A 26,869-nucleotide genomic window follows, 5' to 3' on the forward strand; every position below is an offset into this window, starting at 1 on the left:
TTTGGGGGGGGGCCGATCCGGTCTGGCTCGCGCCGTGCTGCACGTCGACGATGCTGGCGGAGACCTGCTGGGTGCCGCGCGCGGCCTGCTGCACGTTGCGGGAGATCTCCCGCGTCGCGGCGCCCTGCTCCTCGACCGCCGAGGCGATCGCGGATGCGATCTCGGACATGCGGGTGATGGTGTCGCCGATCGCCTTGATGGCACCGACGGACTCCTCCGTCGCGGTCTGGATTCCAGAGATCTGCTGGCTGATCTCGCCGGTGGCCTTGGCGGTCTGCTCGGCCAGCGCCTTGACCTCGGAGGCGACGACGGCGAAGCCGCGCCCGGCCTCGCCAGCACGCGCCGCCTCGATGGTGGCGTTGAGGGCCAGAAGATTGGTCTGGCCTGCGATCTGGCTGATGAGCTCGACGACGTCGCCGATCCGTCCCGCGGCCCGGGCGAGCTCGCCGACATGGTCGTTGGTCCGCCCTGCCTGCTGCACCGCTTCGCCGGCGATGCGCGCGGAGTCCTGGACCTGCCGGCTGATCTCGTCGACCGACGAGGCCATCTCCTCGGCTGCCGCGGCGACGGTCTGCACGTTGGTGGAGGCCTGTTCGGAGGCGGCCGCGACGGTCGCGGTGACCTTTTCCGATTGATCGGCCGCGCTCGTCAGCGTTCCCGCGGACGCTTCCAGCTCCGACGAGGCCGACGACACCGTGTTGATCACATCGCCGATCATGGCTTCGAAGTCGCGCGCGACCTGGTCCATGCGCTGGCTGCGCCGGAGCTTCGCGTCGGCCTCGACCGCGGCCGCCTCGTCGGCGGCCTTCTTGGCGAGCAGCGAATCCTTGAAGTGCTGCAGCGAGCCCGCCACCTGGCCGATCTCGTCATCGCGCCCCGTCGCGGGGATCTCGACCTCGTGCTGTCCGGCGGCGAGCTTGCCGATCACGTCCGCGATCCGGCCGAGCGGCGTCACCACGCGGCTGCGCAGCATCATGGTCACGCCGGCGAGCGTTCCGAGCAGGGCAAGCACGGCGACCCCCGCCAGCGCGAGCATCGCCAAGGCGCCGCTGCGCGCAGCCGAGGCGCGCTCGGCCGCTTCGGCCAGCGCAGCGTCGCGCACGCCGTAGAACATCTGGATGGCCGGCACGATAACCTTCGCCAACTCGTCGGCGGTGATGCCGTACTTGCCGTCGCTCTTCGCCGCAGGCATCTCCTTCTCTACGACCGAGGCTGCTTGTCCAAAATAGGATTCCGTCGCCGCCTTCAGCGTCGTGGCGATGCGGGGCGGATTGCCGAGTTGCTCCATACCGGCTTCGATGCGCTCGCGGTCGGCTTCCACACGTCCCTGCATGCGGTCCATCAGCGAGAATTCGGCGGCCACGAGCGGACGGCGCGCGGACAGCGCCGGCGACAATGTGGCGGCACGGCTGCCGGCCGAAACGCGCAGATCCTGCGCGGTTCGCGCCAGGCTCAAGAGCGCGGCGAGCGATGAATCGGCATTGACGACGTGTCCTTCGAGCCGGTTCATGATGGGCTCGATGTTGTTGATAACCTCGGCAACTGCAGGCAGGAAGCCCTTGACCACAGCGCTGTCGCGCGCCGCCAGGGGAACGCTCATCGCGCGATCTGCCGCCGTGGCGACGTCCTTGAGCCGGCGGCCGGCGCGGTCCAGGGTTTCGATCATCGCTGCACTGTCATCGACCACCATGAGCGCGCGCCTTGCGGCTTCGAATCCGGCATCGGCCGCTTTCGCCGCCTTCGTGGCAGCTTCGGTCTGAGCCGGCGTTGCCGCACCTTCCTGGAAGATGGGGGTGATGTAGGGCGCACGAAGTCCGGCGACGTGCTGGCTGACCGTCAGCATCGCACCGAAGGCATCGACGGTCTTGATCGCGTCGGAGCGGTTGGTGAAGATGCGCGTCTGGGGTATCAGCACCTCGGCGCCGAGGATGACTGCGAAGACCGTCACCGTCAGCATCGACAGCGCGAAAAGTTTCCCGATGCGCATCTTGGGTCCCCCGAATAGATTTCTGCAATGGCGAAAACCTACCCGGCCGCCACTAAGGGGTCGTTAAGCAACGATCCGTAGTTCCGCGGAGCGTCAGGGCGTCGCGGAGGGCTCTTGAGACGCATGGGACACAGGTTCCCAGCGGTACGAATGCGCAGAATTGCCGGCACTTCCTCGCCGAATACCTATATCAAGGCTTGTGCCGCCGTCCGGCCACACTGGCTTACCTCCGGAACATCATGCTCTCGCTGGAACTCGTCATCGTCGTCGTCCTGATCGTCATCAACGGCTTGCTCTCCATGTCCGAGCTGGCCGTGGTTTCGTCCCGCCCGGCGCGGCTGTCGCTGCTTGCCGCCAAGGGCGTGCGCGGTGCCGAGCGGGCGCTGACGCTGGCGGCCGATCCCGGCAAGTTCCTCTCGACGGTGCAGATCGGCATCACCCTGGTCGGCGTGCTCTCCGGCGCGTTCTCGGGCGCGACACTCGGACAGCGGCTGACGCAATGGCTGATCGAGCTCGGCCTGTCTTCCGGCATTGCCGACATCGTCGGCGTCGGCATCGTCGTCACGCTCATCACCTACGCCACCCTGATCGTCGGCGAGCTGGTGCCGAAACAGGTGGCGCTGCGCGACCCCGAAAGCGTCGCGGTGAGAGTTGCGCCGGCCATGCACGTGCTCGCGAAGGTCTCGCTGCCGCTGGTCTTTCTGCTCGACCTCTCCGGCAAGCTGATCCTCACCTTGCTCGGCCGCGGCGGCAAGGCCGAGGAGAAGGTCTCGGAGGACGAGATCCATCACCTCGTCAGCGAAGCCGAGAGCGCAGGCGTGCTCGAGCCCGGCGAGAAGGAGATGATTGCCGGCGTGATGCGGCTCGGCGACCGGCCTGTCGGCGCGGTCATGACGCCGCGCACGGAGGTCGACGAGATCGATCTGAACGACGATCCCGCCGCCATCCGGGCCATCATCGCGGGCAGCCCGCATTCGCGCTTTCCCGTCTCCGACGGCGACCGTGACAAGCCGATCGGCGTGCTCCAGGCCAAGGACCTCCTGGTCGCCTATATGAACGAACGCGAGCCCGACCTGCGCGCGCTGGTGCGCGAGGCGCCCGGCATTCCGGCGTCGGCAGACGCGCGCGACGTGCTGACCATCCTGAAAACCGCTCCGGTCCACGTCGGCTTCGTCTATGATGAATATGGCGGCTTCGAAGGCATGGTGACGGCCGCCGACATCCTCGAGTCGATCGTCGGCGCCTTCCATTCGGAAGCGGGACCGCCGGAGCCGGCTTATGTCAAGCGCGCAGACGATTCGTTCCTGATCTCCGGCTGGATGCCGGTCGACGAATTCGGCGAGTTGCTCGGCGTCGAATTGCCGCCGCACCGTTACAACACGGTGGCGGGCCTCGTGCTGCAACAGTTCAGCGCGCTGCCGGACGCCGGCGACGCCTTCGACTTCGGCGGCTGGCATATCGAGGTGATCGATCTCGACGGACGGCGTATCGACAAGATCTTGGCAAGCCGGTTGAGCGAGGTCGAGACGGGGTGAATCGAGCGATAGCTCGCGCCAAGTCACCTCACCCGAACTTCACGCCGATCCGCTTCTCCTTGCGCCAGACCACGGTGCAGGACAGATGCGTGCCGTCGGCCTGGACGAACAGGGTGAAATGTTCGGGAATGCCGAGGGGACTGGTGACGTCGAGCGCGGCGCCGGTGTCGGACAGATTGCGCACGGTGCAGTCGATCGCGCCGCCGCCGAACTCGATCGTTCCGGCCTTCAGCACGCGATGCCTTGCCTTGTCGCGCCGTTCGTCCATGGGCACAATTTACACCCAAAGCTGAACCAAATGTTAAAGGCCCGCGCCGCTCGCGACGTGCCTTGCGCGGGCCGGCATCGCGGTGGGGCGAGCGCCGCGCCTACAGCGCCGGCTGGAACGTGTCGGCCTGCGCCATCCGCCAGGCGTCGCGGAAGCGCGGGTCTTCCGTGCCTTCGAGCAGCTCGCCCGGACGCAGCGCCGGATAGAGCTGCGCAAAGGACTTCACGTCGGTGGTCGATGTGCGCTGGCTGAAATGAATCGGGCGCAGCTGCTGCGGATGCTCGAGCCCGGCCGCGGCGATCAGCTCGGTCAGCGAGTGCAGCGTCGCGTGGTGATAATTGTGCACGCGATCGATCTTGAGCGGCACATAGAGCGCGCGCGCACGGGTCGGATCCTGCGTCGCCACCCCGGTTGGGCAGCGGTCGGTGTGACAGCTCAGCGACTGGATGCAGCCGAGCGAGAACATGAAGCCGCGCGCCGAGTTGCAATAGTCTGCGCCGATCGCCATCGCGCGCGCCATGTCGAAGGCGGTGGCGATCTTGCCGGACGCGCCGATCCTGATGCGGTCGCGCGCATTGATGCCGATCAGTGCGTTGTGGACGAAATTGACGCCCTCGCGCATCGGCATGCCCAGATGATCCATGAACTCCAGCGGCGCCGCGCCGGTGCCGCCTTCATTGCCGTCGACCACGATGAAATCCGGATAGATACCGGTCTGAAGCATCGCCTTGCAGATCGCCAGGAATTCCCAGGGATGGCCGATGCACAGCTTGAAGCCGGCCGGCTTGCCACCGGACAGACGGCGCATCTCCGCGATGAACTGCATCATGCCAACGGGCGTCGAGAAGGCGCGATGCGAGGCCGGCGAGATGCAATCCTCGCCCATCGCGACGCCGCGGATTTTCGAGATCTCCTCCGAAACCTTTGCCGCCGGCAGCACGCCGCCATGGCCGGGCTTGGCACCCTGGCTGACCTTGAGCTCGACCATCTTGATCTGGTCGTCGCCGGCGACGCGTGCGAACGCTTCGGGATCGAAGCTGCCGTCGAGATGACGGCAACCGAAATAGCCGGAGCCGATCTCCCAGATGATGTCGCCGCCCATCTCGCGGTGATAGGGGCTGACGCCGCCCTCGCCGGTGTCGTGCGCGAAGCCGCCCTTCCTGGCGCCGGCATTGAGCGCGCGCACCGCGTTGGGGCTGAGCGCGCCGAAGCTCATTGCGGAGATGTTGAACACCGAGGCCGAATAGGGCTGCTTGCAATCGGGCCCGCCGATGCTGATGCGGAATTTCTCCTGGGCATGCGTCTTCGGCGAGACCGAGTGATGCATCCACTCATAGCCCTCGCGATAGACGTCCTCCTGGGTGCCGAACGGACGCTTGTCGAGCTCCATCTTGGCGCGCTGATAGACCACCGCGCGGGTATCGCGCGAGAACGGCATGCCGTCCTTCTCGCTCTCGAAGAAGTACTGCCGCATTTCGGGGCGGATCTCTTCGAGCAGGAAGCGGATATGCGCCGAAATCGGATAGTTGCGCAGCACCGCGTGGCTCTTCTGCAGGAGATCGCGGACGCCGAGCAGCGTCAGCGCGCCGAAGATCAGGATCGGGACCAGCAGGATGTCGAAGATCTTGCGATCGACGATCCCGATGCCGATCAGCAGCGCGGTGACCACCGCGCAGATCGTCAGCACGATGAAGCGCGGCGAGAATGGCAGCAGCAGGGTTTCCATGATCCCCTCCTCCGCCAGCGGCAGGCGCTTCGGGGATGTATGGTTGGGCGATTCCCGCGTCTTGTTGTCGTCGGCCACGATCGATCCTCTCGCCAGCATGAGGCGGTACGATACGCCCTCGCCTGTCATACGGATATGACGCGGCCCTTGTTTCAAGCTAGCGAATTCGGCCGTGACAAATCAATCAGCCGAGAGGATAGGCTTTTGCAGTGCAGCAGAGGGATGAGGGGGAGGAGGGACGGCGGCCCGCAGGAGCACTTGACGGCTGCGCATGGGCCACAACTGCATTTCAAGCATTCAGCTGTCGTCCCGGGCAAGCGTCAGCGCAGACCCGGGATCCATAACCACAGGAAGGGATGTTGGGCAAAGCTGGTGGTTACCAGCCTTCGCAAAACTGCTCCCTGTGGGTCTGGGTCCCGGATCGGCGCGCGCTTGGGGCGCGCTTGTCCGGGACGACGAGTGAGTGTGAGACGACGCCGTCCCACGCTAGGGGGACAAAGACAATCAGCGCTCGACGAACGCCTTCTCGATCACGAAATGGCCGGGCTTGTTGCCGCTGCCTTCGATGAAGTCGCGGCTCTCGAACATCACCTTCAGCTCTTCGAGCATCCCCGGGCTGCCGCACATCATGACGCGGTCGGTTGCGATGTCGAGCGGGCCTTGGCCGATGTCGTTGAAGATCTGCTCGGAGTTGATGAGGTCGGTGATGCGGCCGCGGTTCCTGAACGGCTCGCGGGTCACGGTCGGGTAGTAGACCAGCTTGTCCGCGAGCAGCTCCCCGAACAGCTCGTCCTCGCGAAGGTTCGCGACGAGCTTCTCGCCATAGGCGAGCTCGGAGACCTGACGGCAGCCATGCACCAGCACGATGGACTCGAACTGGTCGTAGACCTCGGGGTCCTTGATCAGGCTCGCGAACGGCGCAAGGCCGGTGCCGGTCGAGAGCAGCATCAGCCGCTTGCCGGGTAGGAGGTTGTCGGTGATGAGCGTGCCGGTCGCCTTGCGGCCGACCAGGATGGTGTCGCCTTCCTTGATCTTCTGCAGGCGCGAGGTCAGCGGGCCGTCCTGCACCTTGATCGAGAAGAACTCGAGCTCTTCCTCGTGGTTGGCGCTCGCCATGCTGTAGGCGCGCAGCAACGGACGGCCGTCGACCTCGAGGCCGATCATGGCGAACTGGCCGTTCTGAAAACGGAAGCCGGTGTCGCGCGTGGCGCGGAAGCTGAACAGCGTGTCGGTCCAGTGCTGGACGGAAAGAACCTTCTCTCGGTAAAACGCGCTCATGATTTTCGATATTCCGAATAATTGCGGTTTTTCGGGCAAAAGCGTGGCCCGGCCCTGAAAACGGGCGGACACCATTGCCATGGCGGAGGATTTCGCGTGTGTGATCTACGCCATTGAGACCAATAATCAACCTCGTTTCGGATGCAATTGATGCCGATCAAACCGGCATTTGCGGCGGAATTGGCCGCATCATTAATGAATCTGCTGCCCGGCGCGCAGGGAGGGCAATTTCTTTTCCCTGCAGGGCTCGAATGCAGCACTTAATTTCCGTCGCGCTCGCGAGAATTTCATTAAGAATAGCTCTGATTTCCGCCCGGGATTGACACCGTTGCCCGCATTTCTGCGGCTTTTGGCGACGGGAACGACAAGGACAGGACGAACGACTTGGCGAGCAGCGAGCGAATCTTCGTTCAGGCGATCCGGCGTTATTGTGCTGGTCACGGCATCGCGGTCGATGTCCGCGCCGGCGGCTGGCTGATCGCGATGCATCGCGGCGAGGCACGGCGCTTCGCCTTCGGCTACGACATCGGCCTCAACAGCGCCATCGCGCATCGCCTCGCCAACGACAAATCCGCCGCCGCCGAGCTGCTGGCGCTCGCGGGCGTGCCCTGCATTCCCCATCGCCTCTTCCTCAATCCGAAGCTGGGCAGCAATGTCGTTGATGCGACCTGGCGTGAGGCGATGCTGGACCTGCTGCGCGACAATCCGCAAGGCGTGGTGGTCAAGCCAAACGAGGGAACCTCGGGGCGTTCGGTGTTCAAGGTGACGACGGAGGCGGAGCTCGACCACGCGGCTGGCGAGGTGTTTTCGATGAGCACAGGGCTCGTGATCTCGCCCTATGTGGTGATCGAGGACGAGGTCCGCGTGGTGCTGCTCGAGGATGCGCCGCGGATCGTCTACAGCAAGCAGCGCGGCGCGGACTGGCGGCACAATCTCGACGCCGGCGCGAAGCCGGTGCTGCTGCAGGACGGCGAGACCCGCGCGGCCTGCGTCAAGCTCGCGATCGATGCCGCGCGCGCCATCGGCATTGTCTTTGCCTCGATCGACGTGGTTCGCGTGAACGGCTGCTGGCGCGTGCTGGAGATCAACTCGGGCGTGATGATGGAAGCGCTGGCCAAGCTGCATCCCGAGCTGGTGCGGGCGACCTATGACGCGGCGCTGGATCGGGTGTTTGGGGAGGGCGGCAAATAGCCAAGGCGCAGGCGCCCACCCTCCCCTGGAGGGGGAGGGTCGGCTCGCAGCGCGTCAGCGATGCGAGACGGGGTGGGGTGACGGTCTCTCCACATCCAACAGTGCCCGAGTGGAGAGATCACCCCACCCCGCTCGCGCTGCGCGCGATCGACCCTCCCCCTCCAGGGGAGGGTAAGAGAGACTCGCCGCTAATTACTCGCGCCCGCGGAATCGTCCATCGCCTTGAACGCCTCTTCCAGCTGCAGCGAGATCGGCACGTTCAGGCGTTCGCCTGTGGGCAGCCTTGCGGTGAACCATTTGTTGTAGAGCGGAACGAGATCGCGATTGGAGCCGAGCTTGCGGAAGGTGCGCTCGACCACGGCGGACAATTGCGGCTCACCCTTCCTGAACATGATGCCGTAGGGATCATAGGACAGATAATCGCCGGTGACGCGGAACTTGTCCTGCGCCTTGTGGCGCGCGATCAGGCCGAAGAGCAGGATGTCGTCGGTCGCGAACGCATCGGCCTTGCCGTCGGCGAGCATCTGGTAGGATTGCTCGTGATCGCCGCCGACGGCGATGTTCAATCCCAACGAAAATTTCTTGTCCGCGGCCTGGATCGCCTGCTCATTGGTGGTGCCCTTCGTCACCACGACGGTCTTGCCCTTCAGATCGGTCAACGACTGCACGCTGGACGCCTTCGGCACCATCAGCTTGGTGCCGGCGACGAACATCAGGGGCGAGAAGGCGACGCGCTTGCCGCGCTCGGCATTGGCCGTGGTCGAGCCGCATTCCAGGTCGATCTTGTTCTGGAGCACGGCATCGATGCGGTCGTCCGAGGTCACCTTGACGTAGTCGATCCTGAGATTGGGATCGTCGACCTCGACGCCGATCTCCTCGACGATGGCCTCGCAGAGCTCGAGGCTGTAGCCGATCGGACGGCCCGACTGGTCGAGGAAGGAGAACGGCGGCGAGCTCTCGCGATAGCCGAGCCGCACGGCGTGCGCTTTCTTGACGGCCGCCAGCGTCGGGCTGAGCCCTTCGCCGCCGGTCTGGGCGAACGCCGACGTCCCGAACAGGGACATCGCGAGCAACAAGCAGCCTGAGGTCAGTGACCTCGCCACGATCCGGCCCATGGTTCGCTCCTACCCATGGCCGGCCATCGCGGGCACTTCGCCGGGAATCATGTCGTCAGGCACGGCGTCGCCGGGCCCCATGGCATGCTCCGGCCCCAGTTCGCCTTCCCACTTGGCCACGACCGAGGTCGCCAGCGTGTTGCCGATCACGTTGGTGGCGCTGCGGCCCATGTCGAGGAAGGTGTCGATGCCCATGATCATCAACAGGCCCGCCTCGGGGATGTTGAACTGCGCCAGCGTCGATGCGATCACCACGAGCGATGCGCGCGGCACGCCGGCGACGCCCTTCGAGGTGATCATCAGCGTCGCCAGCATCGCGAGCTGGGTGCCGAGCGGCATGTCGATGTGGTAGCTCTGCGCGATGAAGACGCTGGCGAAGGTGCAATACATCATCGTGCCGTCGAGGTTGAAGGAATAACCCAGCGGCAGCACGAAGCTCGAGATCCGCGACGAGGCGCCGAAGCGGTTGAGCCCCTCCAGCGTCTTCGGGTACGCCGCCTCCGAGCTTGCGGTCGAGAACGCGATCATCAGGGGTTCGCGGATCAGCTTCAGCAGATGGCTGTAGCGCGGCCCGATCACGATGAAGCCGACCACGACCAGGATGGCCCACAGGATCATCAGCGAGAGATAGAAGCCACCCATGAAGACGACGAGCTTCCAGAGCACGGCGAGGCCGTTCTTGGCCACCGTCGCGGTGATGGCGGCCCACACCGCGAGCGGCGCGAACAGCATCACGTAGCTCGTCACCTTGAGCATGATGTGGCCGATATCGTCGATCATCGCCAGGATCGGCTTGGAGCGCTCGGGCATTGCGCCCATCGCCACCGAGAAGAACACCGCGAAGATCACGATCTGCAGGATCTCGTTCTGCGCCATCGCGTCCGCGATCGAGGTCGGGATCAGATGGGTCAGGAATTTCTCGATCGAGAAGGCCGACACCGGCAGGCCGGTCGATTGGCCCGCCGCGGGCAGCGTGCCCGGGAAATTCGCGCCGGGCTGCAACAGGTTCACCATCACGAGGCCGAGCAGCAGCGAGACGAAGGAGGCGCTGACGAACCAGCCCATGGTCTTGGCGAAGATGCGTCCGAGCTTGGCGCCAGAGCCCATATGGGCGATGCCGCCGACCAGCGTCGCGAACACCAGGGGCGCGATGATCATCTTGATCAGGCGCAGGAACATCATCGCGATCAGGTTGATGGCAGAGGCCCACTCGGCGCGGGTATCCGGCAGGAAATTGTAGATCGCCGTCCCCATGATGATGCCGAGCACCATCGCCGCCAGAATGTATTGCGTAAACCTGTTGGACATCGTTGACCCCCACGTACACCGGCGCTTCATGATGTCGCAGATATCATAGCGACGCAACACGCTTTGCGTGTGATCGCGTTTTCAGGATGTTCCCGTTGTGAAATGGAGCGCCGCGATCTAGCCTTCACGCAGCGCACAACGCATGTGGCCTGCACGTTTTCTTTGCGACGGCTGCATCAATAATCGTCAAGACGATCAAAGAGGGAAACGCCATGAGCGGCAACGTCAATCGCCAGATCCTGCTGGTCGAAAAACCCAGCGGCAAGCTCGGCCCGGAGCACTTCAAGATGGTGGACGGCGCCATGCCGGAACCGAAGGACGGTGAGGCCCTGCTGCGCGTGCGCTACATCTCGCTGGACGCCGCCAACCGCGCCTGGATGCATGGCGCGACCTATCGTTCTGCGGTGGAGGCCAACAGCGTGATGGCCGGCGGCGCCATCGCCGAGGTCGTCAGCTCGAAGGCGCCTGAGCTAGCTCCCGGCGACATCGTGTTCGGCGACACCGGCTGGCAGGAATTTGCCGCGGTGCCGGCAAAGCATCTCACCAAGATGCCGAAGCTCGAGCCGATGACGCATCTGCTCAGCGTGTTCGGCATCGCCGGCCTCACCGCCTATTTCGGTCTGCTGGAGATCGGCAAACCCAGAGAAGGCGAGACCGTCGTGGTGTCCGCGGCTGCGGGATCGGTCGGCTCGATCGTCGGGCAGATCGCCAAGATCAAGGGATGCCGCGTGATCGGCATCGCCGGCGGTACGGACAAGTGTAGCTGGCTGACCACCGAGCTCGGCTTCGATGCCGCCGTGGACTACAAGGACGGCGCCGTGTTCAAGGCGTTGCGTGCCGCAGCCCCCAAAGGCATCGACGTCTATTTCGACAATGTCGGCGGCGACATTCTCGAAGCCTGCCTGCCGCAGATGAACAATTACGGCCGCATCGCCTGCTGCGGCGCGATCTCGCAATATGACGGCACACCATCCGCGCACGGCCCGCGCGGCGTGCCGGGCCTGATCGTGGTGAAGCGGCTCGTCATGCAGGGCTTCATCGTGATGGATTACATGAAGGAGAGCCCGCGCGCGCTCGCCGACCTCCAGGCCTGGGTGAAATCCGGTAAGCTGAAGGTGCAGGAGGATATCATTGACGGCCTCGCCAACACGCCGAAGGCGCTGATCGGATTGCTTGCGGGCGAGAACCGCGGCAAGCGGATGATCAGGCTCTGACGATTTCGGCGCGGCACATCCGCGCCGGTATAATCCACTTGCGGTAGCGGCCGAAGCGGCCAATGATATCGCTCGCGAGGCATCACGCGCGACGATTGCGATTGCATGACTTTGATTGAGCGTCGAACGATATCGACAGGGCAGGAATTCATCCAGATGTTCAACACGTTGAAACGAGTCTCAACGCGCAAGGCGTTGCTGGCGGCGGCATTGTTCGCAACTGCAACAGGCGCGTTCGCGCAAGCGCCGACCGATGCGCAGAAGAGCGCCATCAGGTCCGCATGCCGCTCGGACTTCATGGCGCACTGCTCGAGCGTGACGCCCGGCGGCACGGAAGCGTTCCAGTGCTTGCAGAAGAACATGTCCAGCCTCTCGTCGGGATGCCAGACCGCGGTTCGCGCGATCGCGCCACCGGCGGCTCCGAAGACCGAAGCCGCTCCCGCCGCGCCGAAGACCGAAGCGGCCCCCAAGGAAGCCGCTCCCAAGACTGAGCCGGCACCGGCACCTGCGGCGCCGAAGGCCGAATCGGCTCCCGCTGCGAAGCCGGCCGCCGCCGCCGCGGCGCCGAAGGCGGCCGCGCCCAACAAGCCGAGCAGCGCGCAACTTGCCGCAATCAAGAGCGCGTGCCGGGGCGATTATCCCAAGGTCTGCGCCAGCGTGCCGCCGGGCGGCGCGCCTGCGCTGGAATGCCTGGAGAAAAACAAGGCCAGGGTCTCGCCGGCCTGCGGAAGCGCCGTCAGCGCGGCAACCGGCGGCGGAGCGGCAGCCACCGCAGCCCCGTCTGCAGGCGCGGCAGCCGCCCCTGCCGCGGCGCCCACCGTGCTCGTGCTGCGTCCGATGCGGCCGCGCGAAGAGCTGTTCGTCGCCCGATCAGCCTGCGGCGCCGACATCCGCACGATCTGTGCCGGCGTCGAGGTCGGCGCCGGCCGCATCATGCAGTGCCTTGCGAACAACGCGTCATCGCTGTCGCCGGCGTGCCGGGACGTGCTGGCGGCGTTCACGGTGCGATAGCTCCTCCGCGCAACGCGCCCATCGATATTTGGCAGCGTGCGAGCATGAATTTTCGCACGCCTGCAACGACAAATCCTTTGCTGATCCGATTTCGATCACGACAAGACCGGGAGGACAACATGCGATCATTGCTGCTCGTTGCGTCTGCGCTCCTCGCTTTCGGCGCAACCATGACCCTGGAGGCCACCGATGCCAATGCGGTCGTGTGCGCCCGCGGCGTCTATCGCGCCGGCTGCGCCGGGCCGAACGCGGCCGTCGTGGTCCGCAAGCCGGTTCCGGTCGTCCGTTGCACCAGGGTGCTGGTGAACGGCGTCTACGTGAAGCGCTGCGTCTGACACGCGAATAGCCAAGCCGGCGCGGTTTGGCTATGATTCGGACCTGACGGCTTCGGGCGCGCGCAAGACGTGAGTCCGAAGACGCGCTGCGGCGCGTCCGCGCCTGGCCGATAATTCCGCTGGCGCGGGACGCCGGAGCACATTAGTCTACCCCTAGATAGTAAGTATACTGTCAATTAGGGAGGCAGGCGTTGCGGATCGCCGTGATTGGCGGAGGGCCCGGTGGGCTCTATTTCGCCTATCTGTGGAAGAAGCGTCACCCCGAGGATCAGGTCGACCTGTTCGAGCAGAACCCGGCCGACGCGACCTGGGGCTTTGGCGTCGTGTTCTCCGACCAGGCGCTGGAATTCCTGCGCGCCGACGACCCCGAGACGGTCGACGCGATTGCGCCGCATATGGAGAGCTGGGAGAACATCACGCTGAACCTCGGCGGCGACAGCGTCGCCATCGACGGCGTCGGCTTCTCCTCCATCGGGCGGCTCGAGCTGCTGAGGTTCCTGCAGCAGCGCGCGCTCGAGGTCGGCGTCACGCCGCGCTTCGACACGCAGATCCACGCGATCGACCAGCTCAATGGCTACGATCTGATCGTCGCCGCGGACGGCTTGAACTCGCTGGTGCGCCGCGCCTATGAGGGCGATTTCGGCACCTCGCTGTCCTATTCCTCCAACAAGTTCGTCTGGTACGGCACCTCGAAACGCTTCGACACGCTGTCGCAGACCTTCGTGAAGACCGACCGCGGGGCTTTCAACGCGCATCACTACCGCTACTCGCCGACCATGAGCACCTTCCTGGTCGAATGCGATCACGCGACCTGGCAGGCCTATGGCTTCGCCTACAAGGACGTCGAGCAATCCAAGGGCGTCTGCGAGGAGGTGTTCGCGGACACGCTCGGCGGTCATTGCCTCGTCTCCAACAAATCGGTCTGGCGCAATTTCCCCTGGGTCTGGAACGAGCACTGGTCGTTCAAGAACATGGTGCTGATCGGCGACGCCCTGCATTCGGCGCACTTCTCGATCGGCTCGGGCACGCGGCTTGCCATCGAGGACGCCATTGCGCTGGTCAAGGCGCTGGAATCGGATGCGCACCTGACCACGGCATTGCACCGCTATCAGGCCGCGCGAAAGCCGGTGGTGCAGAAGCTCGTCAACGCGGCCCGCACCAGCGCGTTCTGGTACGAGCATTTCGCCCAGCACATGCAGCAGGGCCTGATGGATTTCGCCTACAGCTACATCACCCGCTCCGGCCGCATCGACGATGCACGCCTGCGCCACATGTCGCCAGCCTTCATGGCGCGTTACGAGGCCGCCAAGAACGGTGGGGATGAGGCATGAGCAACGAGATACGCGACCAGGTGCCCGCCGACAGCGCGGGGACGCGTGAGATCGGCTTTGCCGTTCCCGACATCTACAATGCCAGTCGGGTGTTGTTTGATAACCTCGGCAAGGGACGCGGCGACAAGCCCGCGCTGATCGGCCCGGCAGGCACGCGAACTTACGCCGAGCTCTGCGACGAGGCCTGCCGCTGGGGCAACGGTCTTGCCTCGCTCGGCCTGACGCGCGGCGACCGCGTGCTGCTGTTCCTCGACGACACGCCGGCCTACCCGGCCGCCTTCTTCGGCGCGGTGCGCGCCGGCTTCGTGCCGCTCCTGATCAACACGCTGACGCCGCCCGATCTCCTGCAGTTCTATCTCGCAGATTCCGGCGCTGGAGTTGCGGTGGCGGACGCCGAGTTCGCGGCTCGCTTCAATGCGGAGGCGTGCAAGGATACCAAGCTGCAGACGCTGATCATCGCCAACGGACCGGCGGGCGATCACGCCGCACCGAGGGCGCTCGCGGCAGCAAGCTGGCTTGCGCAGTTTCCCGCCGAGCTGGCGGAAGCTGACACAAATCGCAACGAGATGGCGTTCTGGATGTATTCCTCGGGGTCGACCGGCCGGCCCAAGGGCATCGTGCATCTCCAGCACGACATGGCCTATAGCGAGGTCGCTTTCGCGAAAAACATCCTGAAGCTGACGCCTGACGACATCTGCTTCTCCGTGCCGAAGATCTTCTTCGCCTATGGCTTCGGCAATTCCGTCACCTTTCCGTTCTCGGCCGGTGCCGCAACGCTGCTGCTGCCGGGCCAGCCGAAGCCCGCCGCGATCTTTTCGGCGATCGCGCAGTACAGGCCGACGGTCTTCTTCGGCCTGCCGACGCTCTACACGGCGCTGACCAAGGCCGAGGGCGCAGAGAGGACGGATTTCTCGTCATTGCGCATGGCGCTCTCCGCGGCCGAGGTGCTTTCGGCCGACGTCTTCAACGGCTGGAAGACGCTCACGGGCCTCGAGATCGTCGAGGGCCTCGGCTCGACCGAGGTGCTGCACATCTATCTCTCCAACCGCCTCGAGCAGAAGAAGCTCGGCGCCGCCGGCCTGCGCGTGCCCGGCTACGAGGTCGCGCTGCGCGACAAGGACGGTCGCGACGTCGCCGACGACGAGGAAGGCATCTTGTGGGTGCGCGGCGATTCCAACACGCCGCTGTACTGGAACCGGCCGGACAAATCCGCCGAGACCATCCGCGAGGGCGGCTGGATCTACACCGGCGACCGCTTCGTGCGCGATGCCGACGGCTTCCACTTCTTCCGCGGCCGCGCCGACGATCTCATCAAGATCTCGGGCCAGTGGGTCTATCCGCTCGAGGTCGAGCTCTGCCTCGCCGATCACCCCGACATCCGCGAATGCGCGGTGTTCGCGGCCGAGCTGCCGGACCGGCGGATGACGCTGAAGGCCGTGGTGGTGATGAACAACCGCACGGTCAACCAGGGCGACGCGACGCGGCGATTGCAGGATTACGTCAAGGGCAAGCTGCTGCCGTACAAATACCCGCGCGAGGTGATCTTCATCGACGAGCTTCCGAAGACCGGCACGGGGAAGATCGACCGGCAGGCGCTGCTGCGGATGTGAGGCGAGGGATTTGGCGGTAGGTACAAGTGCCGTGCCCCGGACGCAGTGCAGCGCGAAGCGATGCGCTGCAGAGCCGGGGCCCAGGCTTCACGCTGCCACAACTTCTGGGTCCCGGACGCGCAGCAGCGCAAGAGCGCTGCTGCGCGTCCGGGACACGAGACACTGAGACCCTCACCCCGCCTTGCCCAGATGCTCCAGCGCATCCTCCGCACGCAGCGGCACGCGCGAGGCTTCGTTGTTGAGATCGACGAGCTGCGACATCAGCCCCATCAGCGTCTTGCGATCCGCCGGCTTGAGCGGCTCCAGCATGCGCGCCTGGGCGCGGTCGACGGCCGGGACGATCTCGCGCAGGATCGCAGCGCCTGACTTGGTCAGATAGAGCAGCTTGATCCGCTTGTCCTCGGGCGCCGGCTTGCGCTCGATATAGTCCTTGGCCTGGAGCCGCTCGATCACGCTGCCGAGCGTGGAGCGATCGAAGGCGATCACCGCCGACAGCCGCGTGGCGTCGATGCCGGGATGGGTGTGGATCGCGATCAGCGCGGCATATTGCACCGGTGTCAGGTCGAACGCCTTGCACTCCTCCATGAAGATCGAGACCGCGATCTGCTGCATGCGCCGGAACAGATAGCCCGGCGCGGCATAGACTGCGTCGATCGTGATCGGAGCGGGCGGTTTACTCGGCATCGGGTTGCTTCTCCGGTGCGGCATCGGCGAAGGCCGGCAGTGCCTTTGCTGCCGCTTCCGCCTGGAGCAGGCGCGGATAGACCGAGACATCGACGCCGAAACGGCGCGCATTGGCGAGCTGCGGCACCAGGCAGAGATCGGCGAGCGTCGGCGCATCGCCGAAGCAGAACGGGCCGGGCTCGTCCCGGATCAGCGTCTCGCAGGCCGACAGCCCTTCACGGTTGACCCAGGCGGCCCAGTCCTGGACCTTCTCCTCGGGCAGACCGAGCTCGCGCAGCCGCGCCAGCACCTTCAGATTCTGCACCGGATGGGTGTCGCAGGCGATCGCCAGCGCGAATGCCCGCACCTTGGCGCGCCGCAGCGGATCCTTCGGCAGCAGCGGCGGAGCGGGATGGGTCTCATCGAGCCATTCGATGATCGCGACCGATTGCGTCAGCACCGTGCCGCCGTTCTCCAGCGCCGGCACGAGGCCTTGCGGGTTGATGGCGAGATAAGCGGGCGCGCATTGCTCGCCCTTGCGCAGATGATGCGGCAGATGCGCGGCCTTGAGGCCCTTCAGATTCAGCGCGATCCGCACCCGATAGGCGGCGCTGGAGCGGAAATAGCCGTGCAGCTTCATTGGGACCCTCCCTCTTGTTTACGTCATTCCGGGGCTCGCGAACGAGAATCTCGAGATTCCGGATGCGATGCTATCGCACCGCTCCGGAATGACGACAACCGACGACCGCCAACATTGACGCTACCTAGATCGTCAGTATACTGTCAATTAACAAACGAACGGGAGCGCCGCCATGGAAGCCGTGACCAAGACGCCGGAACGCGAGGCCTTCTACAAGAAGATCGACGGCGAGAATCTCACCGCGCTGTGGACGGTGATGAGCGATCTGATCACGCCGGAACCGAAGAGCGCCTGCAGGCCTCACCTCTGGAAATTCGACGTCATCCGCGACTACATGACGGAGGCCGGCCAGCTCATCACCGCCAAGGAAGCCGAACGGCGGGTGCTGGTGCTGGAGAACCCAGGCCTGCGCGGCCAGTCCAAGATCACCACCTCGCTCTATGCCGGCGTGCAGATGGTGGTGCCCGGCGATATCGCGCCGGCACATCGTCACAGCCAGTCGGCGCTGCGCTTCGTGCTCGAAGGCAAGGGCGCCCATACCGCCGTGGACGGCGAGCGCACCGCGATGGAGCCGGGCGACTTCATCATCACACCGTCGATGACCTGGCACGATCATTCCAACGAGACCGATCAACCGATGTTCTGGCTCGACGGCCTCGACATTCCCTTGGTGCAGTTCTTCGACTGCTCTTTTGCTGAAGGCTCAAAAGAGGACCAGCAGAAAATTACAAAACCCGCGGGCGACAGTTTTGCACGCTACGGCCACAATCTGCTGCCGGTCGACGTCAAGCGGAGCTCGAAGACTTCGCCGATCTTCAGCTATCCCTATGCCTACACGCGCGAGGCGCTGGAGAAGGCCAGGACGGGCCAGGAGTGGGACGCCTGCCACGGGTTGAAGCTGAAGTTCAGCAACCCCGAGACCGGCGATTTCGCGATGCCGACCATCGGCACCTTCATCCAGCTGCTGCCAAAGGGTTTCAAGACCGCGCGCTATCGCTCGACCGATGCCACGGTGTTCTGCCCGATCGAGGGCAAGGGCCGCAGCCGGATCGGCGATGCCGTCTTCGAATGGGGCCCGCGCGATCTGTTCGTGGTGCCGAGCTGGCACTGGGTGACGCACGAGGCCGATGAGGACGCCGTGCTGTTCAGCTTCTCGGACCGCCCGGTGCAGCAGAAGCTGGATCTGTTCAGGGAAGATCGCGGCAACGCGTGACGATCTCGTAGGGTGGACAAAGGCGCAACGCGCCGTGCCCACGTCTTCGCGTCTCATTGAAAATGGTGGGCACGCTTGCGCTTTACCTACCCTACGGCAGCGGTGATTGCGGCTACCGCCAGTGCAACAGCCTCATCTCCAGCCAGCCGATCACCTTGCCGACCGCGAGCCCGAACACCGACAGGATCACGACGCCCGCGAGCAGCTGATCCGTCTGCATCAGGTTTCCGGCCTGCAGCACGAAGGCGCCGATGCCGTATTGGGCGCCGATCATCTCGGCGCTGACGACGAGCAGCAGCGCCACCGAGGCCGTGATGCGGAAACCCGCGAGGATCGCCGGCAGCGCGCCCGGCCAGATCACCTTGCGAACGATGGTTGCGAAGGGAACGTTGAAGCTTTGCGCCATGCGAATGAGATTGCGCGGCACCGCATCGACGCCGCTGTAGACCGAGATCGCTGTCGAGAAGAACACCCCGAGTGCAATGGTCGCGATCTTCGGCTCTTCGCCAATGCCGAGCCAGAGAATGAGCAGCGGCAGCAGCGCGATCTTCGGGATCGGGAACAGCGCCGAGATGAAGGTGATGCCGATGCTGCGCGCCAGCCGCGACAGGCCGATGGCGAAGCCGACGACGACGCCGGCCGCAGTGCCGAGCAGCCAGCCGACCCCGATGCGCAACAGCGAGGCCGAGAGATGCTGCCAGAGCGCGCCGGAGACCGCGAGTTGGTAGATCGCGCGGACGATGGCTGCGGGCGTCGGCAGAAACAGCGCATTGACGAGACCAGCACTGCCCGCCGCCTGCCAGATCGCGATCACCAAGGCGAGCGCGATCCAGCCGCCATATCGGCTCGACGCCGGTACGAAGCCGGCGCCACGAAAGCGGACGCGACGCGTCGCCTCGTTCTTGGACGCCATGTCCATTGCCGCGCGATCAAGCATGCTGGACCTCGCGCTCGGCATCGATCGCCTCGTTGCGGATCAGCGACCAGATCTGGTTCTGCAGCGCCAGCAGCTTTTCGCGCGCCGCCGTCTCGCCGCGTTCGGCGCGCGTCATCGGCACGGCGACGACCTCGCGGATGCGGCCGGGCCGGCGCGACAGCACGACGATGCGGTCGGCAAGCCGCGCAGCCTCTTCGAGATTATGAGTGACATAGACCGCACCCATGCCTCCATCGGCGAGCAGGCGAACGAAATCCTCCATCAGGAGTTCGCGCGTCTGCGAATCCAGCGCCGAGAGCGGCTCGTCCATCAGCAGGATCGCAGGCTTGACCGCGAGCGCGCGTGAGATGCCGACGCGCTGGCGCATGCCGCCGGAGAGCTGCTTGGGGTAGGTCTGGCGAAAATCGGTCAATCCCGTCCGGCGCAGGGCGTCCTCGACCAGCGCGCGGCGCTGAGCGGCCGAGAGCTGGGTATGCAGCAGCGGGAATTCGACGTTCTCCTCCACCGTGGCCCAGGGCAGCAGCGCAAAATCCTGGAACACGAAAGTGAGCGGATTGAGGCTGTCCGCCGGCGGCGCTCCGCGCAGCTCGGGCGCGCCAGAGGTTGGCTGCAGGAGGCCACCTAGTATGGACAGCAGCGTGCTCTTGCCGCAGCCCGAGGGACCCACGATCGCCACCACCTCGCCGGCGCCGACGGTGAAGGAGACGTCGTCCAGCACGGCGAGATCACCGAAGCGGTGGGAGATGTGGCTGGCGATCAGGTCCATGCGGCGCGCACCGTTTGTCCACCCTCCCCTGGAGGGCAGGGTGGCAGATCACTCGCCGCGAGAGGCTCCATCGTCAGCATCAATCCGCCTTCACGTAGTCCTTGGCGATGATCGCCTCGGCATCAAAGCCCTTGTCGGCGAAGCCCTGCTCCTGCAGCCATTTGATCTGGTTGTCGACGTTCTTCACGTCGAGCTTGCCGTCGGGATCGATATAGGCGCAATTACCGACCACCTGCTCGACCGGGAGGTTGGTGTATTTTGCGATGATCTCCAGGAGCGGCCTGGTCTTGTCGTTGATCGGCGCAACGCCGTCCTTCATCGCGGCGAGGATGACGTCGTGATATTCGCGGTCGGCCTTGGCGAGCGCACCGAGCAGCTTCGTCACCAGCGCCTTGTTGGTCAGCGTCTTCGGCGACGCGAACACCGCACCCAGCTGCCACGGCGTCTCGTCGCCGACCCAGCCCAGGAACTTCGCGCCGCCCTCATCCATCAGCTTTCGCGCGGTGGAGATCGGCAGCAGCGCCGCATCGACGGTCTCGCCCTTCAGCGCGGCCGCCGCGTTCGACAGCGATTGCAGCGGCACGATCTTCACGTCCGCAAGCTTGAAGCCGTATTTGTCGGCGAGCAGGCCGAGCGAATAGTGAAAGGAGGAGCCGACCTGCGTCATCGCCACGCGCTTGCCGGCGAGGTCCTTGGGCGTCTTCAGCCCGGCCGCATAGGCGTTGTTGCTGGCGAAATAGCCGATCAGGGGATAGCCGGCCTTCTCGCGGCTCATGCCGCCGATCACCTTCAGCGTGCCCTTGCCGGCGAGATTGTAGAGACCGGCGGTGAAGGCGGTGATGCCGAAATCGACGTCGCCCGAGGTGGTGGCGACCGCGATCGGCTGCGCCGCGTCGAAGAACTTCAGCTCGACGTCGAGGCCGGCCTCGCGGAAATAGCCCTTGTCCTGCGCAATGAAGACCGGCGCGGAGGAGGACAGGCGCAGCACGCCGATCCTGGCCTTCAGCGCGTCCTCGGCCCGCGCCGTGCCCATCGCCGTGATCGCCACCAGGCCCGCAAGTGCGAGCCGCACCATCCCGATCATCCCGTTCCTCCGCCGTCGCTTATTGCAGCCCGTCACAATCCTTCGGGCACCGTCTGGTCGCGCCCGATGAAGGCGCCCTGTTGTTTCAACGTTTCCTGCAACTTTTCAATGGGGATTTCGCGCGGGATCCGGTTTCCGGAGAGCGCCAGCGCGGCGGCGGAACCGGCAGCCTCGCCCATCACGAAACAGGCACCGGAAACCCGTGCCGCCGACTGGCCCTCATGGGTCATCGAGGCGCAGCGGCCGGCGACCAGGAGATTGTCGACGCCTTCCGGGACCAGCATCCGGTAGGGCAGCTCGTTGTAGCCGCGCGATTCCGGGATCGGCGGGAAGGTAAAGACGACATCGCCGGGAACATGGGCCTCGATCGGCCAGCCGTTGACGCCGATGGAATCCTCGAACGAGGCGCAGCCGAGCACGTCCTCGCCGCTGAGCTGATAGCCGCCGGTGATGCGGCGGGTCTCGCGGATGCCGAGTTGCGGCGGCAAATCGACGATGTACGACTTTTCAAAGCCCGGGACCGTGCTGCGCAAGAACTCGTAGGCCGCGAGCGCCTGCTTGCGGCCTTCGATCTCGCCGCGGGTGAGATCGTCGGGCTCGACGCCGTTGATGGCATGGCCGTCCTCGCGCGCCACTTGCGTAAAGTTCACCCGCCATTCGATGCCGGATTTCTGCGGCCGCACGATCGCGCTTTTCCGCGGGAATGTGTGGGTGCCGGCGGCCGCGGCTTTCTCCATCAATTGCGGAATGGTCCGCCAGGCATCACCGGCCTTGTCAGGGTCGATGCCGTTGAGGCGGAGCATCATGGAGGGATACAGCGGATGGCCGTGCGCGTCGCCGATCTCGAACGGCGCCCCGGCCCAGACGGCGAGATCGCCGTCTCCGGAGCAGTCGATGAAGATCTCCGCACGCACCGCCTGGCGGCCGGCCTTGGTCTCGACCAGCAGCGCATCGATGCGGCTGTTGTCGCCCATCACCACGCCGGCACCGAGGGCGTGAAACAGGATGTGCACCTTGTGGCTGGCGAGCAGCTGATCGGCCGCGATCTTGTAGGCGGCGGTGTCATAGGCCTGGGCGAGCACCTTGCCGAGGATCAGATGCGGCGTGTTGAGACCGTTCAAATGATCGATCCGCGCCAGCAGCTCGGACGCCATGCCTTGCACCAGCCGCCGGTGCTCGCCATGGACGTTGCCATGCAGGCCGCAGAAATTGGTGACGCCGGCCGCCGTCCCCATGCCGCCGAGGAAGCCGTAGCGCTCGATCAGTAGCGTCTTGCGCCCTGCTCGCGCGCTTGAGGCCGCCGCCACGATGCCGGCCGGGCCGCCGCCGAGCACGACGACTTCGTACTCGCCATAGAGCGGCACCTTCCGTGCCGGTTCGTCGATCGTCGTGGCCCGCATGGCGCGTCCCTTCCCAAAATCTCTTGCTTGAGCTCGACTATGAATTAACGCGAGAGGGGCTACAATCCACCAAAATACGCGATCAGCTTTCGCGAATCGAGAAAGGTCGACATGGACATCCTCGTGAACCTGCAGGCCTTCCTCGCCACGGCCGATGCGTCCGGCTTCTCCGCCGCGGCACGCAGGCTGAATGTCTCGACCTCGGTGGTAGCAAAACGCGTCACGCAGCTGGAGGCGCGGATCGGCACGCCGCTGTTTCACCGGTCGACCCGGCAATTGCGTCTCACCGAGGCCGGCCAACGCTACGTGCATCGCGCGCGCGGCGTCGTGACCGATGCCGCTGACCTGCTCTCGCGCATGGGCGAGAAGGGCCACGATCTCGTCGATCATCTGCGCATCAAGGCACCGACCTCGCTGACGGTGGCGCGGCTCGCCGATGCCTTCAGCGCGTTCCAGACCCAGAACCCGCGGCTGAAGCTCGATATCGTGCTGATCGATCGCCCGGTCGATCCCGTCACCGAAGGTTTTGACATCGCCATCGGCGCCTTCCCGCATTCCTTCGGCGGCGTGGTCGACGAGCCGCTATGCGCGCTGAAGCGCCTGCTCTGTGCCTCGCCGGCCTATTTGAAGAAGCACGGCACGCCAAAGCATCCGCGCGATCTCGTCGAGCATCGCTGCCTCAGCTTTCTGCCGACGGGACCCGAATGGATCTTCGACGGTCCGCGCGGCCGCATCAGCATCCAGGTCAGCCCGCTGCTCTCCTCCAACGAAGGACACGTGCTGGCGCGCAGCGCCATCGCCGGCAACGGCATCGCGCTGCTCTCGCATTATCTCGTGGCCGATGCCTTGCGCGACGGCACGCTGAAGCCGGTGCTCCGCGACTTTCCGATTCCGGAATTGTGGGTGAAAGCCGCGGTCCCCGAGCGGCGGCGCAATGCAGCCGCGGTGCAAGCGCTGCTGACTTTGCTGAAAACGTCGCTGGCGCCGTCGCTGTAGAGAGCACCCAATATGCGGTGCCGTAGCCCGGATGGAGCGAAGCGCAATCCGGGTTTCGTGCCACGCGGGAAGTCGTGCGATACGGTCGGTCTGTCCCGGATTGTGCTCCGCTCCATCCGGGCTACGCGCCTGCCAAAAGACGGTTGCCCTCGATCAGCGGGCCTGAGAGAAGAGCCGCCATGGATTCGATCGTTCTGAAATACGCTGTCGCCGCCTTGACCACTGTCGCGATCTCCGCCACTCCCGCCGCAGCCGTTGAGCAAAACTGCCGCTTCATCCAGGCCAAGCCCGATCGCGAGGCCTGCTACAAGCGTCAGGAGGAAGAACTCGCGGCAAAGCGCAGACCTGCTGCACCGGCCGGCGACGGCCAGACGCTCGAAACGCTGCGCCAGATGCGGCAGGAGGACGAGGCGGTCTATCGCAGCATCAACAACATCTGCCGCGGCTGCTGACGATCAGCCTTTCCCGCCGCTCCACCTCCCTGCCCGTTTCTCGGCGAACGACGCCAGCCCTTCCGCCGCCTCCGCGCTCTGGCGCTTGACCGAATGCAGCTGCACGAGGCGGGTGTAAGCGGCATCGTCCACCGCCATGCCTCCGAACGAGCTCTCCAGCGCCAGCTTCTTGGTCTCGGCCATCGCCTCGGGTCCGTTGGCGAGCAACTGCTCGACCACCTTGGCTCCGGCAGCCTCCAGATCGGCGAGCGGCACCACATCGTGGACGAGGCCGATGCGGCGGGCGTCCTCGGCGCCGAAGCGTTCGCCGGTCAGCGCGTAGCGGCGGACCTGACGGACGCCGATGGCGTCGCAGAGCTGCGGGATGATGATGGCCGCCGTCAGGCCCCAGCGCACCTCGGTGATCGAGAACAGGGCGTTGTCCGCGGCGATCACGACATCGCAGGCCGCGATCACGCCGGTGCCGCCGCCGAAGCAGCCGCCTTGCACCAGGGCGACGGTCGGGATCGGCAGCGTGTTGAGCCGCTGCACCGCCTCGAAGGTCGCGCGCGAGGCGGCCTCGTTGGCCTCCGCCGATTGCGGCCGCACGCCGTTGATCCATTTGAGGTCGGCGCCGGCCTGAAAGTGCTTGCCGTTCCCCCTCAGCACGACGACGCACAGGTTCGGCTTCTTAGCCAGATCGTCCATCGCGGCGAGCACGCCTGATATCAAGGCGCCGTCATAGGCGTTGTTGACCTCTGGCCGGTTCAACGTGACGGTCGCAACCCCGCGTTCATCGAGGCTCCACAGAACAGGGCTGGCAGTCATCGGCGATCCCTCCGGTTCTTTGCTTGGCGTGCACTATGGCCGAGAGGACGCATTCGGATCCATATCTTTCCAGCGTGGGGCGGTCGCGCCCATCGCATGGCGGCTTGTGTCATGCTGCCGCCCCGATGGCACCAAGGGACAGGACGGAATCATCATGCGCATCTGCATTTTCGGCGCGGGCGCCGTCGGCAGCCACATTGCGGTGCGGCTGGCGCGGGCCGGCCACGACGTTTCATGCGTGATGCGGGGTGCGCATCTGGAAGCCGCGCGCGCAGGCGGCCTCAAGCTGCGGGTCGGCGATTCCGAGGTCAGCGCCAAGGTGAACGCGTCGGGCGATCCGGCCCAGCTCGGCCCGCAGGACGTGGTGATCTCGACGCTGAAGGCGACCGCATTGACGGGGCTGGTCTCCAGCATCAAGCCGTTGCTACAGGACGATACCGCCATCGTGTTCGCCCAGAACGGCATTCCCTGGTGGTACGGGATCGGCCTGCCGCCGCGGCATCCGACGCCGCCGGATATATCTTTCCTCGACCCCGGCGGGCGCCTGCGCGCCTGCATTCCGAAGGAGCGGATCATCGGCGGCGTCGTCTTCTCCTCCAACGAGGTCACCGCGCCCGGCGTCGTGCACAACCTCACCCCGGACCGCAACCGCCTCCTGATCGGCGAATGCGACGACCGCAATTGCGAGCGCATCACGAAACTGCGCAATGCCTTCAACGACGCCCGGCTGGAATCGCCCCCGGTGGCCGAGATTCGCGAGGCGATCTGGTCAAAGCTGCTGACCAACATGTCGCTGTCGGTGCTGTGCCTGCTGACCGGACAGACCGCGCGCGGCGTGCGCGACGACCCGGCCTTTGCCGATGTCATTCCGCGCATGCTGAACGAGGCCAACGACATCGCCCAGCACTTCATTCCCGAGGTCAAGCGCGTCACGCGCAGCGGGCCAGCTCCGAACCACAAGCCCTCGCTGCTGCAGGATTACGAGCTCGGCCGCGCCATGGAAATCGACGTGCTGGTGAAAGCGCCCGCCGCCTTCGCGCGCACGGCCGGCCTGTCGACGCCGACACTCGATTTGATCGCGGCGCTTGCGATTCAGAAGGCGCGCGACAAGGGACTTTACTCGGCGTGAAACTCAGACGAGCTGGTCAATCCAGGCCGCGAGCGTGTCGAGCACCTCGGTCAGCGCCTCGTCATTCGTCCGGCCGGATTTTTTCAGCACAGCGAATGAATGATCGCCGCCTTCGACTTCATGCAGCGTCGCCTTCGCCCCGAGCGATGCGATGACGGGCCTGAGATGGCCGAGATCGGCAAGCTCATCGCGGGTGCCTTGCAGGAACAGCATGGGGATGCCGATGCCGGCGAGGTGCTCGGCGCGCTCGGACGACGGCTTCTTGGCGGCATGGAGGGGGAAACCAAGGAAGGCGAGGCCCCTCACATCAGGCAGCGGCGCCTTGGACTGCGCCTGCGAGGTCATGCGTCCCCCGAAGGATTTGCCGCCCGCGAGCAGCATCACCCCGGGACACAGCCGCGCCGCCTCCGCGACCGCCGCGCGGATGGCGGCGTGGGCGACGGCCGGCTGGTCGGGACGGCCCTTTTTCTCTTCCATGTAGGGAAAATTGAAGCGGAACGTCGCGATGCCGCGGCTCGCAAGGCCGCCCGCGACCCTCTCCATGAAGGAATGCCGCATATCGGCCCCGGCACCGTGCGCCAGCACGTAGCAGGCGCGCGCATGGTCCGGCCGCGTCAGGATCGCCGATACCGTGCCGATACGCCCGATGTCGAGCTTGAGTTCGCGCGTCTCGACCAAGACCGAAGGTTCCCGATGAATTTCTTCGATCGTAGCCGCGCGACCGCGATCTGAAAACAGGAGACCTCGCGCTGTCCCAGATCTGCGCGCCCCGCGCCAACGGAGGCGCCTAGCAGTCTGCTGAAAAACCGGCAAATTCGTTGCTGATTGGCGTTTGGGTTGGACCTTGGTCGGAAGTTTGATGTCGGAGCGGCG

At 65.4% G+C, this 26,869-nt stretch carries 25 protein-coding genes; 11 read left to right on the forward strand and 14 right to left on the reverse strand.

From position 1 onward, the window contains the following. On the reverse strand, positions 1-1,987 hold a 1,987-nt coding region (locus UNPF46_RS22525; protein WP_142251472.1), incomplete at its 3' end, for a methyl-accepting chemotaxis protein. A 239-nt stretch (positions 1,988-2,226) separates the two neighbouring features. Here UNPF46_RS22525 and UNPF46_RS22530 point away from each other — a divergent pair. After that, on the forward strand, positions 2,227-3,522 hold the full coding sequence (locus tag UNPF46_RS22530; RefSeq protein WP_142251473.1) for a hemolysin family protein: 1,296 nt from the start codon (positions 2,227-2,229) through the stop codon (positions 3,520-3,522). 28 nt (positions 3,523-3,550) lie between these two features. Here the strand turns inward: UNPF46_RS22530 and UNPF46_RS22535 are convergent, their stop codons facing one another. The 3 genes from UNPF46_RS22535 to UNPF46_RS22545 form a co-directional block, all read right to left on the reverse strand. Further along, a complete protein-coding gene (locus UNPF46_RS22535; protein ID WP_100179217.1) occupies positions 3,551-3,790 on the reverse strand; it encodes a PilZ domain-containing protein in 240 nt (79 codons plus the stop codon). Positions 3,791-3,890: 100 nt separating this feature from the next. Further along, on the reverse strand, positions 3,891-5,594 hold the full coding sequence (locus UNPF46_RS22540; protein WP_245448436.1) for an FMN-binding glutamate synthase family protein: 1,704 nt from the start codon (positions 5,592-5,594) through the stop codon (positions 3,891-3,893). Between the two features lie 426 nt (positions 5,595-6,020). Beyond that, positions 6,021-6,794, reverse strand: coding sequence for a ferredoxin--NADP reductase (locus UNPF46_RS22545; protein ID WP_142251474.1), 774 nt, complete (start codon positions 6,792-6,794; stop codon positions 6,021-6,023). A 384-nt stretch (positions 6,795-7,178) separates the two neighbouring features. Between UNPF46_RS22545 and UNPF46_RS22550 the strand changes: the two genes are divergently transcribed. Next, on the forward strand, positions 7,179-7,985 hold the full coding sequence (locus UNPF46_RS22550; RefSeq protein WP_142251475.1) for an ATP-grasp domain-containing protein: 807 nt from the start codon (positions 7,179-7,181) through the stop codon (positions 7,983-7,985). 188 nt (positions 7,986-8,173) lie between these two features. Here UNPF46_RS22550 and UNPF46_RS22555 read toward each other — a convergent pair whose 3' ends face one another. Together UNPF46_RS22555 and UNPF46_RS22560 are read right to left on the reverse strand one after the other, a co-directional pair. After that, positions 8,174-9,100, reverse strand: a complete 927-nt coding sequence (locus UNPF46_RS22555) for an amino acid ABC transporter substrate-binding protein (protein ID WP_142251476.1) — start codon at positions 9,098-9,100, stop codon at positions 8,174-8,176. Positions 9,101-9,109: 9 nt separating this feature from the next. After that, the gene (locus UNPF46_RS22560) at positions 9,110-10,408 is read right to left on the reverse strand and encodes a dicarboxylate/amino acid:cation symporter (RefSeq protein ID WP_100179213.1); all 1,299 of its coding nucleotides are present in this window, start codon (positions 10,406-10,408) and stop codon (positions 9,110-9,112) included. A gap of 212 nt (positions 10,409-10,620) precedes the next feature. Here UNPF46_RS22560 and UNPF46_RS22565 point away from each other — a divergent pair, with 212 nt between their 5' ends. From UNPF46_RS22565 to UNPF46_RS22585, 5 genes are all read left to right on the forward strand, one after another. Then, complete coding sequence (locus tag UNPF46_RS22565) at positions 10,621-11,622, forward strand: NADP-dependent oxidoreductase (RefSeq protein ID WP_142251477.1); 1,002 nt, start codon at positions 10,621-10,623, stop codon at positions 11,620-11,622. A 156-nt stretch (positions 11,623-11,778) separates the two neighbouring features. After that, entirely contained in the window at positions 11,779-12,633 is an 855-nt protein-coding gene (locus tag UNPF46_RS22570) for a cysteine rich repeat-containing protein (protein ID WP_142251478.1), read from the forward strand. 119 nt (positions 12,634-12,752) lie between these two features. Continuing rightward, complete coding sequence (locus tag UNPF46_RS22575) at positions 12,753-12,968, forward strand: hypothetical protein (RefSeq protein ID WP_097666597.1); 216 nt, start codon at positions 12,753-12,755, stop codon at positions 12,966-12,968. Between the two features lie 191 nt (positions 12,969-13,159). Next, positions 13,160-14,299: an FAD-dependent monooxygenase gene (locus UNPF46_RS22580; protein ID WP_181770059.1), complete on the forward strand. Its 1,140-nt coding sequence runs from the start codon at positions 13,160-13,162 to the stop codon at positions 14,297-14,299. After that, positions 14,296-15,909 carry a benzoate-CoA ligase family protein gene (locus tag UNPF46_RS22585; RefSeq protein WP_142251479.1) on the forward strand — a complete coding sequence of 538 codons (1,614 nt, stop codon included), beginning with the start codon at positions 14,296-14,298 and terminating at the stop codon, positions 15,907-15,909. The genes UNPF46_RS22580 and UNPF46_RS22585 overlap by 4 nt, the downstream gene beginning before the upstream one ends. 171 nt (positions 15,910-16,080) lie before the next feature. Here UNPF46_RS22585 and UNPF46_RS22590 read toward each other — a convergent pair whose 3' ends face one another. Together UNPF46_RS22590 and maiA are read right to left on the reverse strand one after the other, a co-directional pair. After that, a complete protein-coding gene (locus UNPF46_RS22590; RefSeq protein WP_181770060.1) occupies positions 16,081-16,593 on the reverse strand; it encodes a MarR family winged helix-turn-helix transcriptional regulator in 513 nt (170 codons plus the stop codon). Beyond that, positions 16,583-17,212, reverse strand: a complete 630-nt coding sequence (gene maiA, locus UNPF46_RS22595; RefSeq protein WP_142251481.1) for a maleylacetoacetate isomerase — start codon at positions 17,210-17,212, stop codon at positions 16,583-16,585. The genes UNPF46_RS22590 and maiA overlap by 11 nt, the downstream gene beginning before the upstream one ends. 172 nt (positions 17,213-17,384) lie before the next feature. On the opposite strand from maiA, the gene gtdA reads away from it, so the two are divergent. After that, complete coding sequence (gene gtdA, locus UNPF46_RS22600) at positions 17,385-18,425, forward strand: gentisate 1,2-dioxygenase (RefSeq protein WP_142251482.1); 1,041 nt, start codon at positions 17,385-17,387, stop codon at positions 18,423-18,425. A 112-nt stretch (positions 18,426-18,537) separates the two neighbouring features. On the opposite strand, the gene UNPF46_RS22605 is transcribed toward gtdA, so the two are convergent. From UNPF46_RS22605 to UNPF46_RS22620, 4 genes are all read right to left on the reverse strand, one after another. Continuing rightward, positions 18,538-19,362, reverse strand: a complete 825-nt coding sequence (locus tag UNPF46_RS22605; protein ID WP_181770061.1) for an ABC transporter permease — start codon at positions 19,360-19,362, stop codon at positions 18,538-18,540. Further along, positions 19,355-20,128: an ABC transporter ATP-binding protein gene (locus UNPF46_RS22610; RefSeq protein ID WP_142251484.1), complete on the reverse strand. Its 774-nt coding sequence runs from the start codon at positions 20,126-20,128 to the stop codon at positions 19,355-19,357. Before UNPF46_RS22610 ends, UNPF46_RS22605 begins: the two co-directional genes overlap by 8 nt. Positions 20,129-20,207: 79 nt before the next feature. Continuing rightward, a complete protein-coding gene (locus UNPF46_RS22615; protein WP_142251485.1) occupies positions 20,208-21,212 on the reverse strand; it encodes an ABC transporter substrate-binding protein in 1,005 nt (334 codons plus the stop codon). A gap of 32 nt (positions 21,213-21,244) precedes the next feature. Continuing rightward, complete coding sequence (locus UNPF46_RS22620; RefSeq protein ID WP_142251486.1) at positions 21,245-22,612, reverse strand: FAD-dependent oxidoreductase; 1,368 nt, start codon at positions 22,610-22,612, stop codon at positions 21,245-21,247. 111 nt (positions 22,613-22,723) lie between these two features. On the opposite strand from UNPF46_RS22620, the gene UNPF46_RS22625 reads away from it, so the two are divergent. Together UNPF46_RS22625 and UNPF46_RS22630 are read left to right on the forward strand one after the other, a co-directional pair. Further along, entirely contained in the window at positions 22,724-23,608 is an 885-nt protein-coding gene (locus tag UNPF46_RS22625; protein WP_100179202.1) for a LysR family transcriptional regulator, read from the forward strand. Between the two features lie 179 nt (positions 23,609-23,787). Beyond that, positions 23,788-24,060 carry a hypothetical protein gene (locus tag UNPF46_RS22630; protein WP_142251487.1) on the forward strand — a complete coding sequence of 91 codons (273 nt, stop codon included), beginning with the start codon at positions 23,788-23,790 and terminating at the stop codon, positions 24,058-24,060. 3 nt (positions 24,061-24,063) lie between these two features. Here the strand turns inward: UNPF46_RS22630 and UNPF46_RS22635 are convergent, their stop codons facing one another. Further along, complete coding sequence (locus tag UNPF46_RS22635) at positions 24,064-24,867, reverse strand: enoyl-CoA hydratase-related protein (RefSeq protein WP_142251488.1); 804 nt, start codon at positions 24,865-24,867, stop codon at positions 24,064-24,066. Between the two features lie 154 nt (positions 24,868-25,021). On the opposite strand from UNPF46_RS22635, the gene UNPF46_RS22640 reads away from it, so the two are divergent. Further along, positions 25,022-25,996, forward strand: a complete 975-nt coding sequence (locus UNPF46_RS22640; RefSeq protein WP_142251489.1) for a ketopantoate reductase family protein — start codon at positions 25,022-25,024, stop codon at positions 25,994-25,996. Positions 25,997-25,999: 3 nt separating this feature from the next. Here the strand turns inward: UNPF46_RS22640 and UNPF46_RS22645 are convergent, their stop codons facing one another. After that, the gene (locus UNPF46_RS22645; protein WP_181770062.1) at positions 26,000-26,674 is read right to left on the reverse strand and encodes an alpha/beta hydrolase family protein; all 675 of its coding nucleotides are present in this window, start codon (positions 26,672-26,674) and stop codon (positions 26,000-26,002) included. Positions 26,675-26,869 lie beyond the last annotated feature (195 nt).

The organism is Bradyrhizobium sp. UNPF46 (genome assembly GCF_006658625.1).
Lineage (GTDB): Bacteria > Pseudomonadota > Alphaproteobacteria > Rhizobiales > Xanthobacteraceae > Bradyrhizobium > Bradyrhizobium nitroreducens.

What these genes read in the sequence shown, in the direction of transcription:
- UNPF46_RS22635 (WP_142251488.1), bottom strand. Translation starts at nt 24,867, where the DNA reads ATGACTGCCAGCCCTGTTCTGTGGAGCCTCGATGAACGCGGGGTTGCG.
- UNPF46_RS22610 (WP_142251484.1), bottom strand. Translation starts at nt 20,128, where the DNA reads ATGGACCTGATCGCCAGCCACATCTCCCACCGCTTCGGTGATCTCGCC.
- UNPF46_RS22535 (WP_100179217.1), bottom strand. Translation starts at nt 3,790, where the DNA reads ATGGACGAACGGCGCGACAAGGCAAGGCATCGCGTGCTGAAGGCCGGA.
- UNPF46_RS22615 (WP_142251485.1), bottom strand. Translation starts at nt 21,212, where the DNA reads ATGATCGGGATGGTGCGGCTCGCACTTGCGGGCCTGGTGGCGATCACG.
- UNPF46_RS22530 (WP_142251473.1), top strand. Translation starts at nt 2,227, where the DNA reads ATGCTCTCGCTGGAACTCGTCATCGTCGTCGTCCTGATCGTCATCAAC.
- UNPF46_RS22630 (WP_142251487.1), top strand. Translation starts at nt 23,788, where the DNA reads ATGGATTCGATCGTTCTGAAATACGCTGTCGCCGCCTTGACCACTGTC.
- UNPF46_RS22555 (WP_142251476.1), bottom strand. Translation starts at nt 9,100, where the DNA reads ATGGGCCGGATCGTGGCGAGGTCACTGACCTCAGGCTGCTTGTTGCTC.
- UNPF46_RS22570 (WP_142251478.1), top strand. Translation starts at nt 11,779, where the DNA reads ATGTTCAACACGTTGAAACGAGTCTCAACGCGCAAGGCGTTGCTGGCG.
- UNPF46_RS22605 (WP_181770061.1), bottom strand. Translation starts at nt 19,362, where the DNA reads ATGCTTGATCGCGCGGCAATGGACATGGCGTCCAAGAACGAGGCGACG.
- UNPF46_RS22560 (WP_100179213.1), bottom strand. Translation starts at nt 10,408, where the DNA reads ATGTCCAACAGGTTTACGCAATACATTCTGGCGGCGATGGTGCTCGGC.
- UNPF46_RS22590 (WP_181770060.1), bottom strand. Translation starts at nt 16,593, where the DNA reads ATGCCGAGTAAACCGCCCGCTCCGATCACGATCGACGCAGTCTATGCC.
- maiA (WP_142251481.1), bottom strand. Translation starts at nt 17,212, where the DNA reads ATGAAGCTGCACGGCTATTTCCGCTCCAGCGCCGCCTATCGGGTGCGG.
- UNPF46_RS22620 (WP_142251486.1), bottom strand. Translation starts at nt 22,612, where the DNA reads ATGCGGGCCACGACGATCGACGAACCGGCACGGAAGGTGCCGCTCTAT.
- UNPF46_RS22640 (WP_142251489.1), top strand. Translation starts at nt 25,022, where the DNA reads ATGCGCATCTGCATTTTCGGCGCGGGCGCCGTCGGCAGCCACATTGCG.
- UNPF46_RS22545 (WP_142251474.1), bottom strand. Translation starts at nt 6,794, where the DNA reads ATGAGCGCGTTTTACCGAGAGAAGGTTCTTTCCGTCCAGCACTGGACC.
- UNPF46_RS22625 (WP_100179202.1), top strand. Translation starts at nt 22,724, where the DNA reads ATGGACATCCTCGTGAACCTGCAGGCCTTCCTCGCCACGGCCGATGCG.
- UNPF46_RS22575 (WP_097666597.1), top strand. Translation starts at nt 12,753, where the DNA reads ATGCGATCATTGCTGCTCGTTGCGTCTGCGCTCCTCGCTTTCGGCGCA.
- UNPF46_RS22565 (WP_142251477.1), top strand. Translation starts at nt 10,621, where the DNA reads ATGAGCGGCAACGTCAATCGCCAGATCCTGCTGGTCGAAAAACCCAGC.
- UNPF46_RS22585 (WP_142251479.1), top strand. Translation starts at nt 14,296, where the DNA reads ATGAGCAACGAGATACGCGACCAGGTGCCCGCCGACAGCGCGGGGACG.
- gtdA (WP_142251482.1), top strand. Translation starts at nt 17,385, where the DNA reads ATGGAAGCCGTGACCAAGACGCCGGAACGCGAGGCCTTCTACAAGAAG.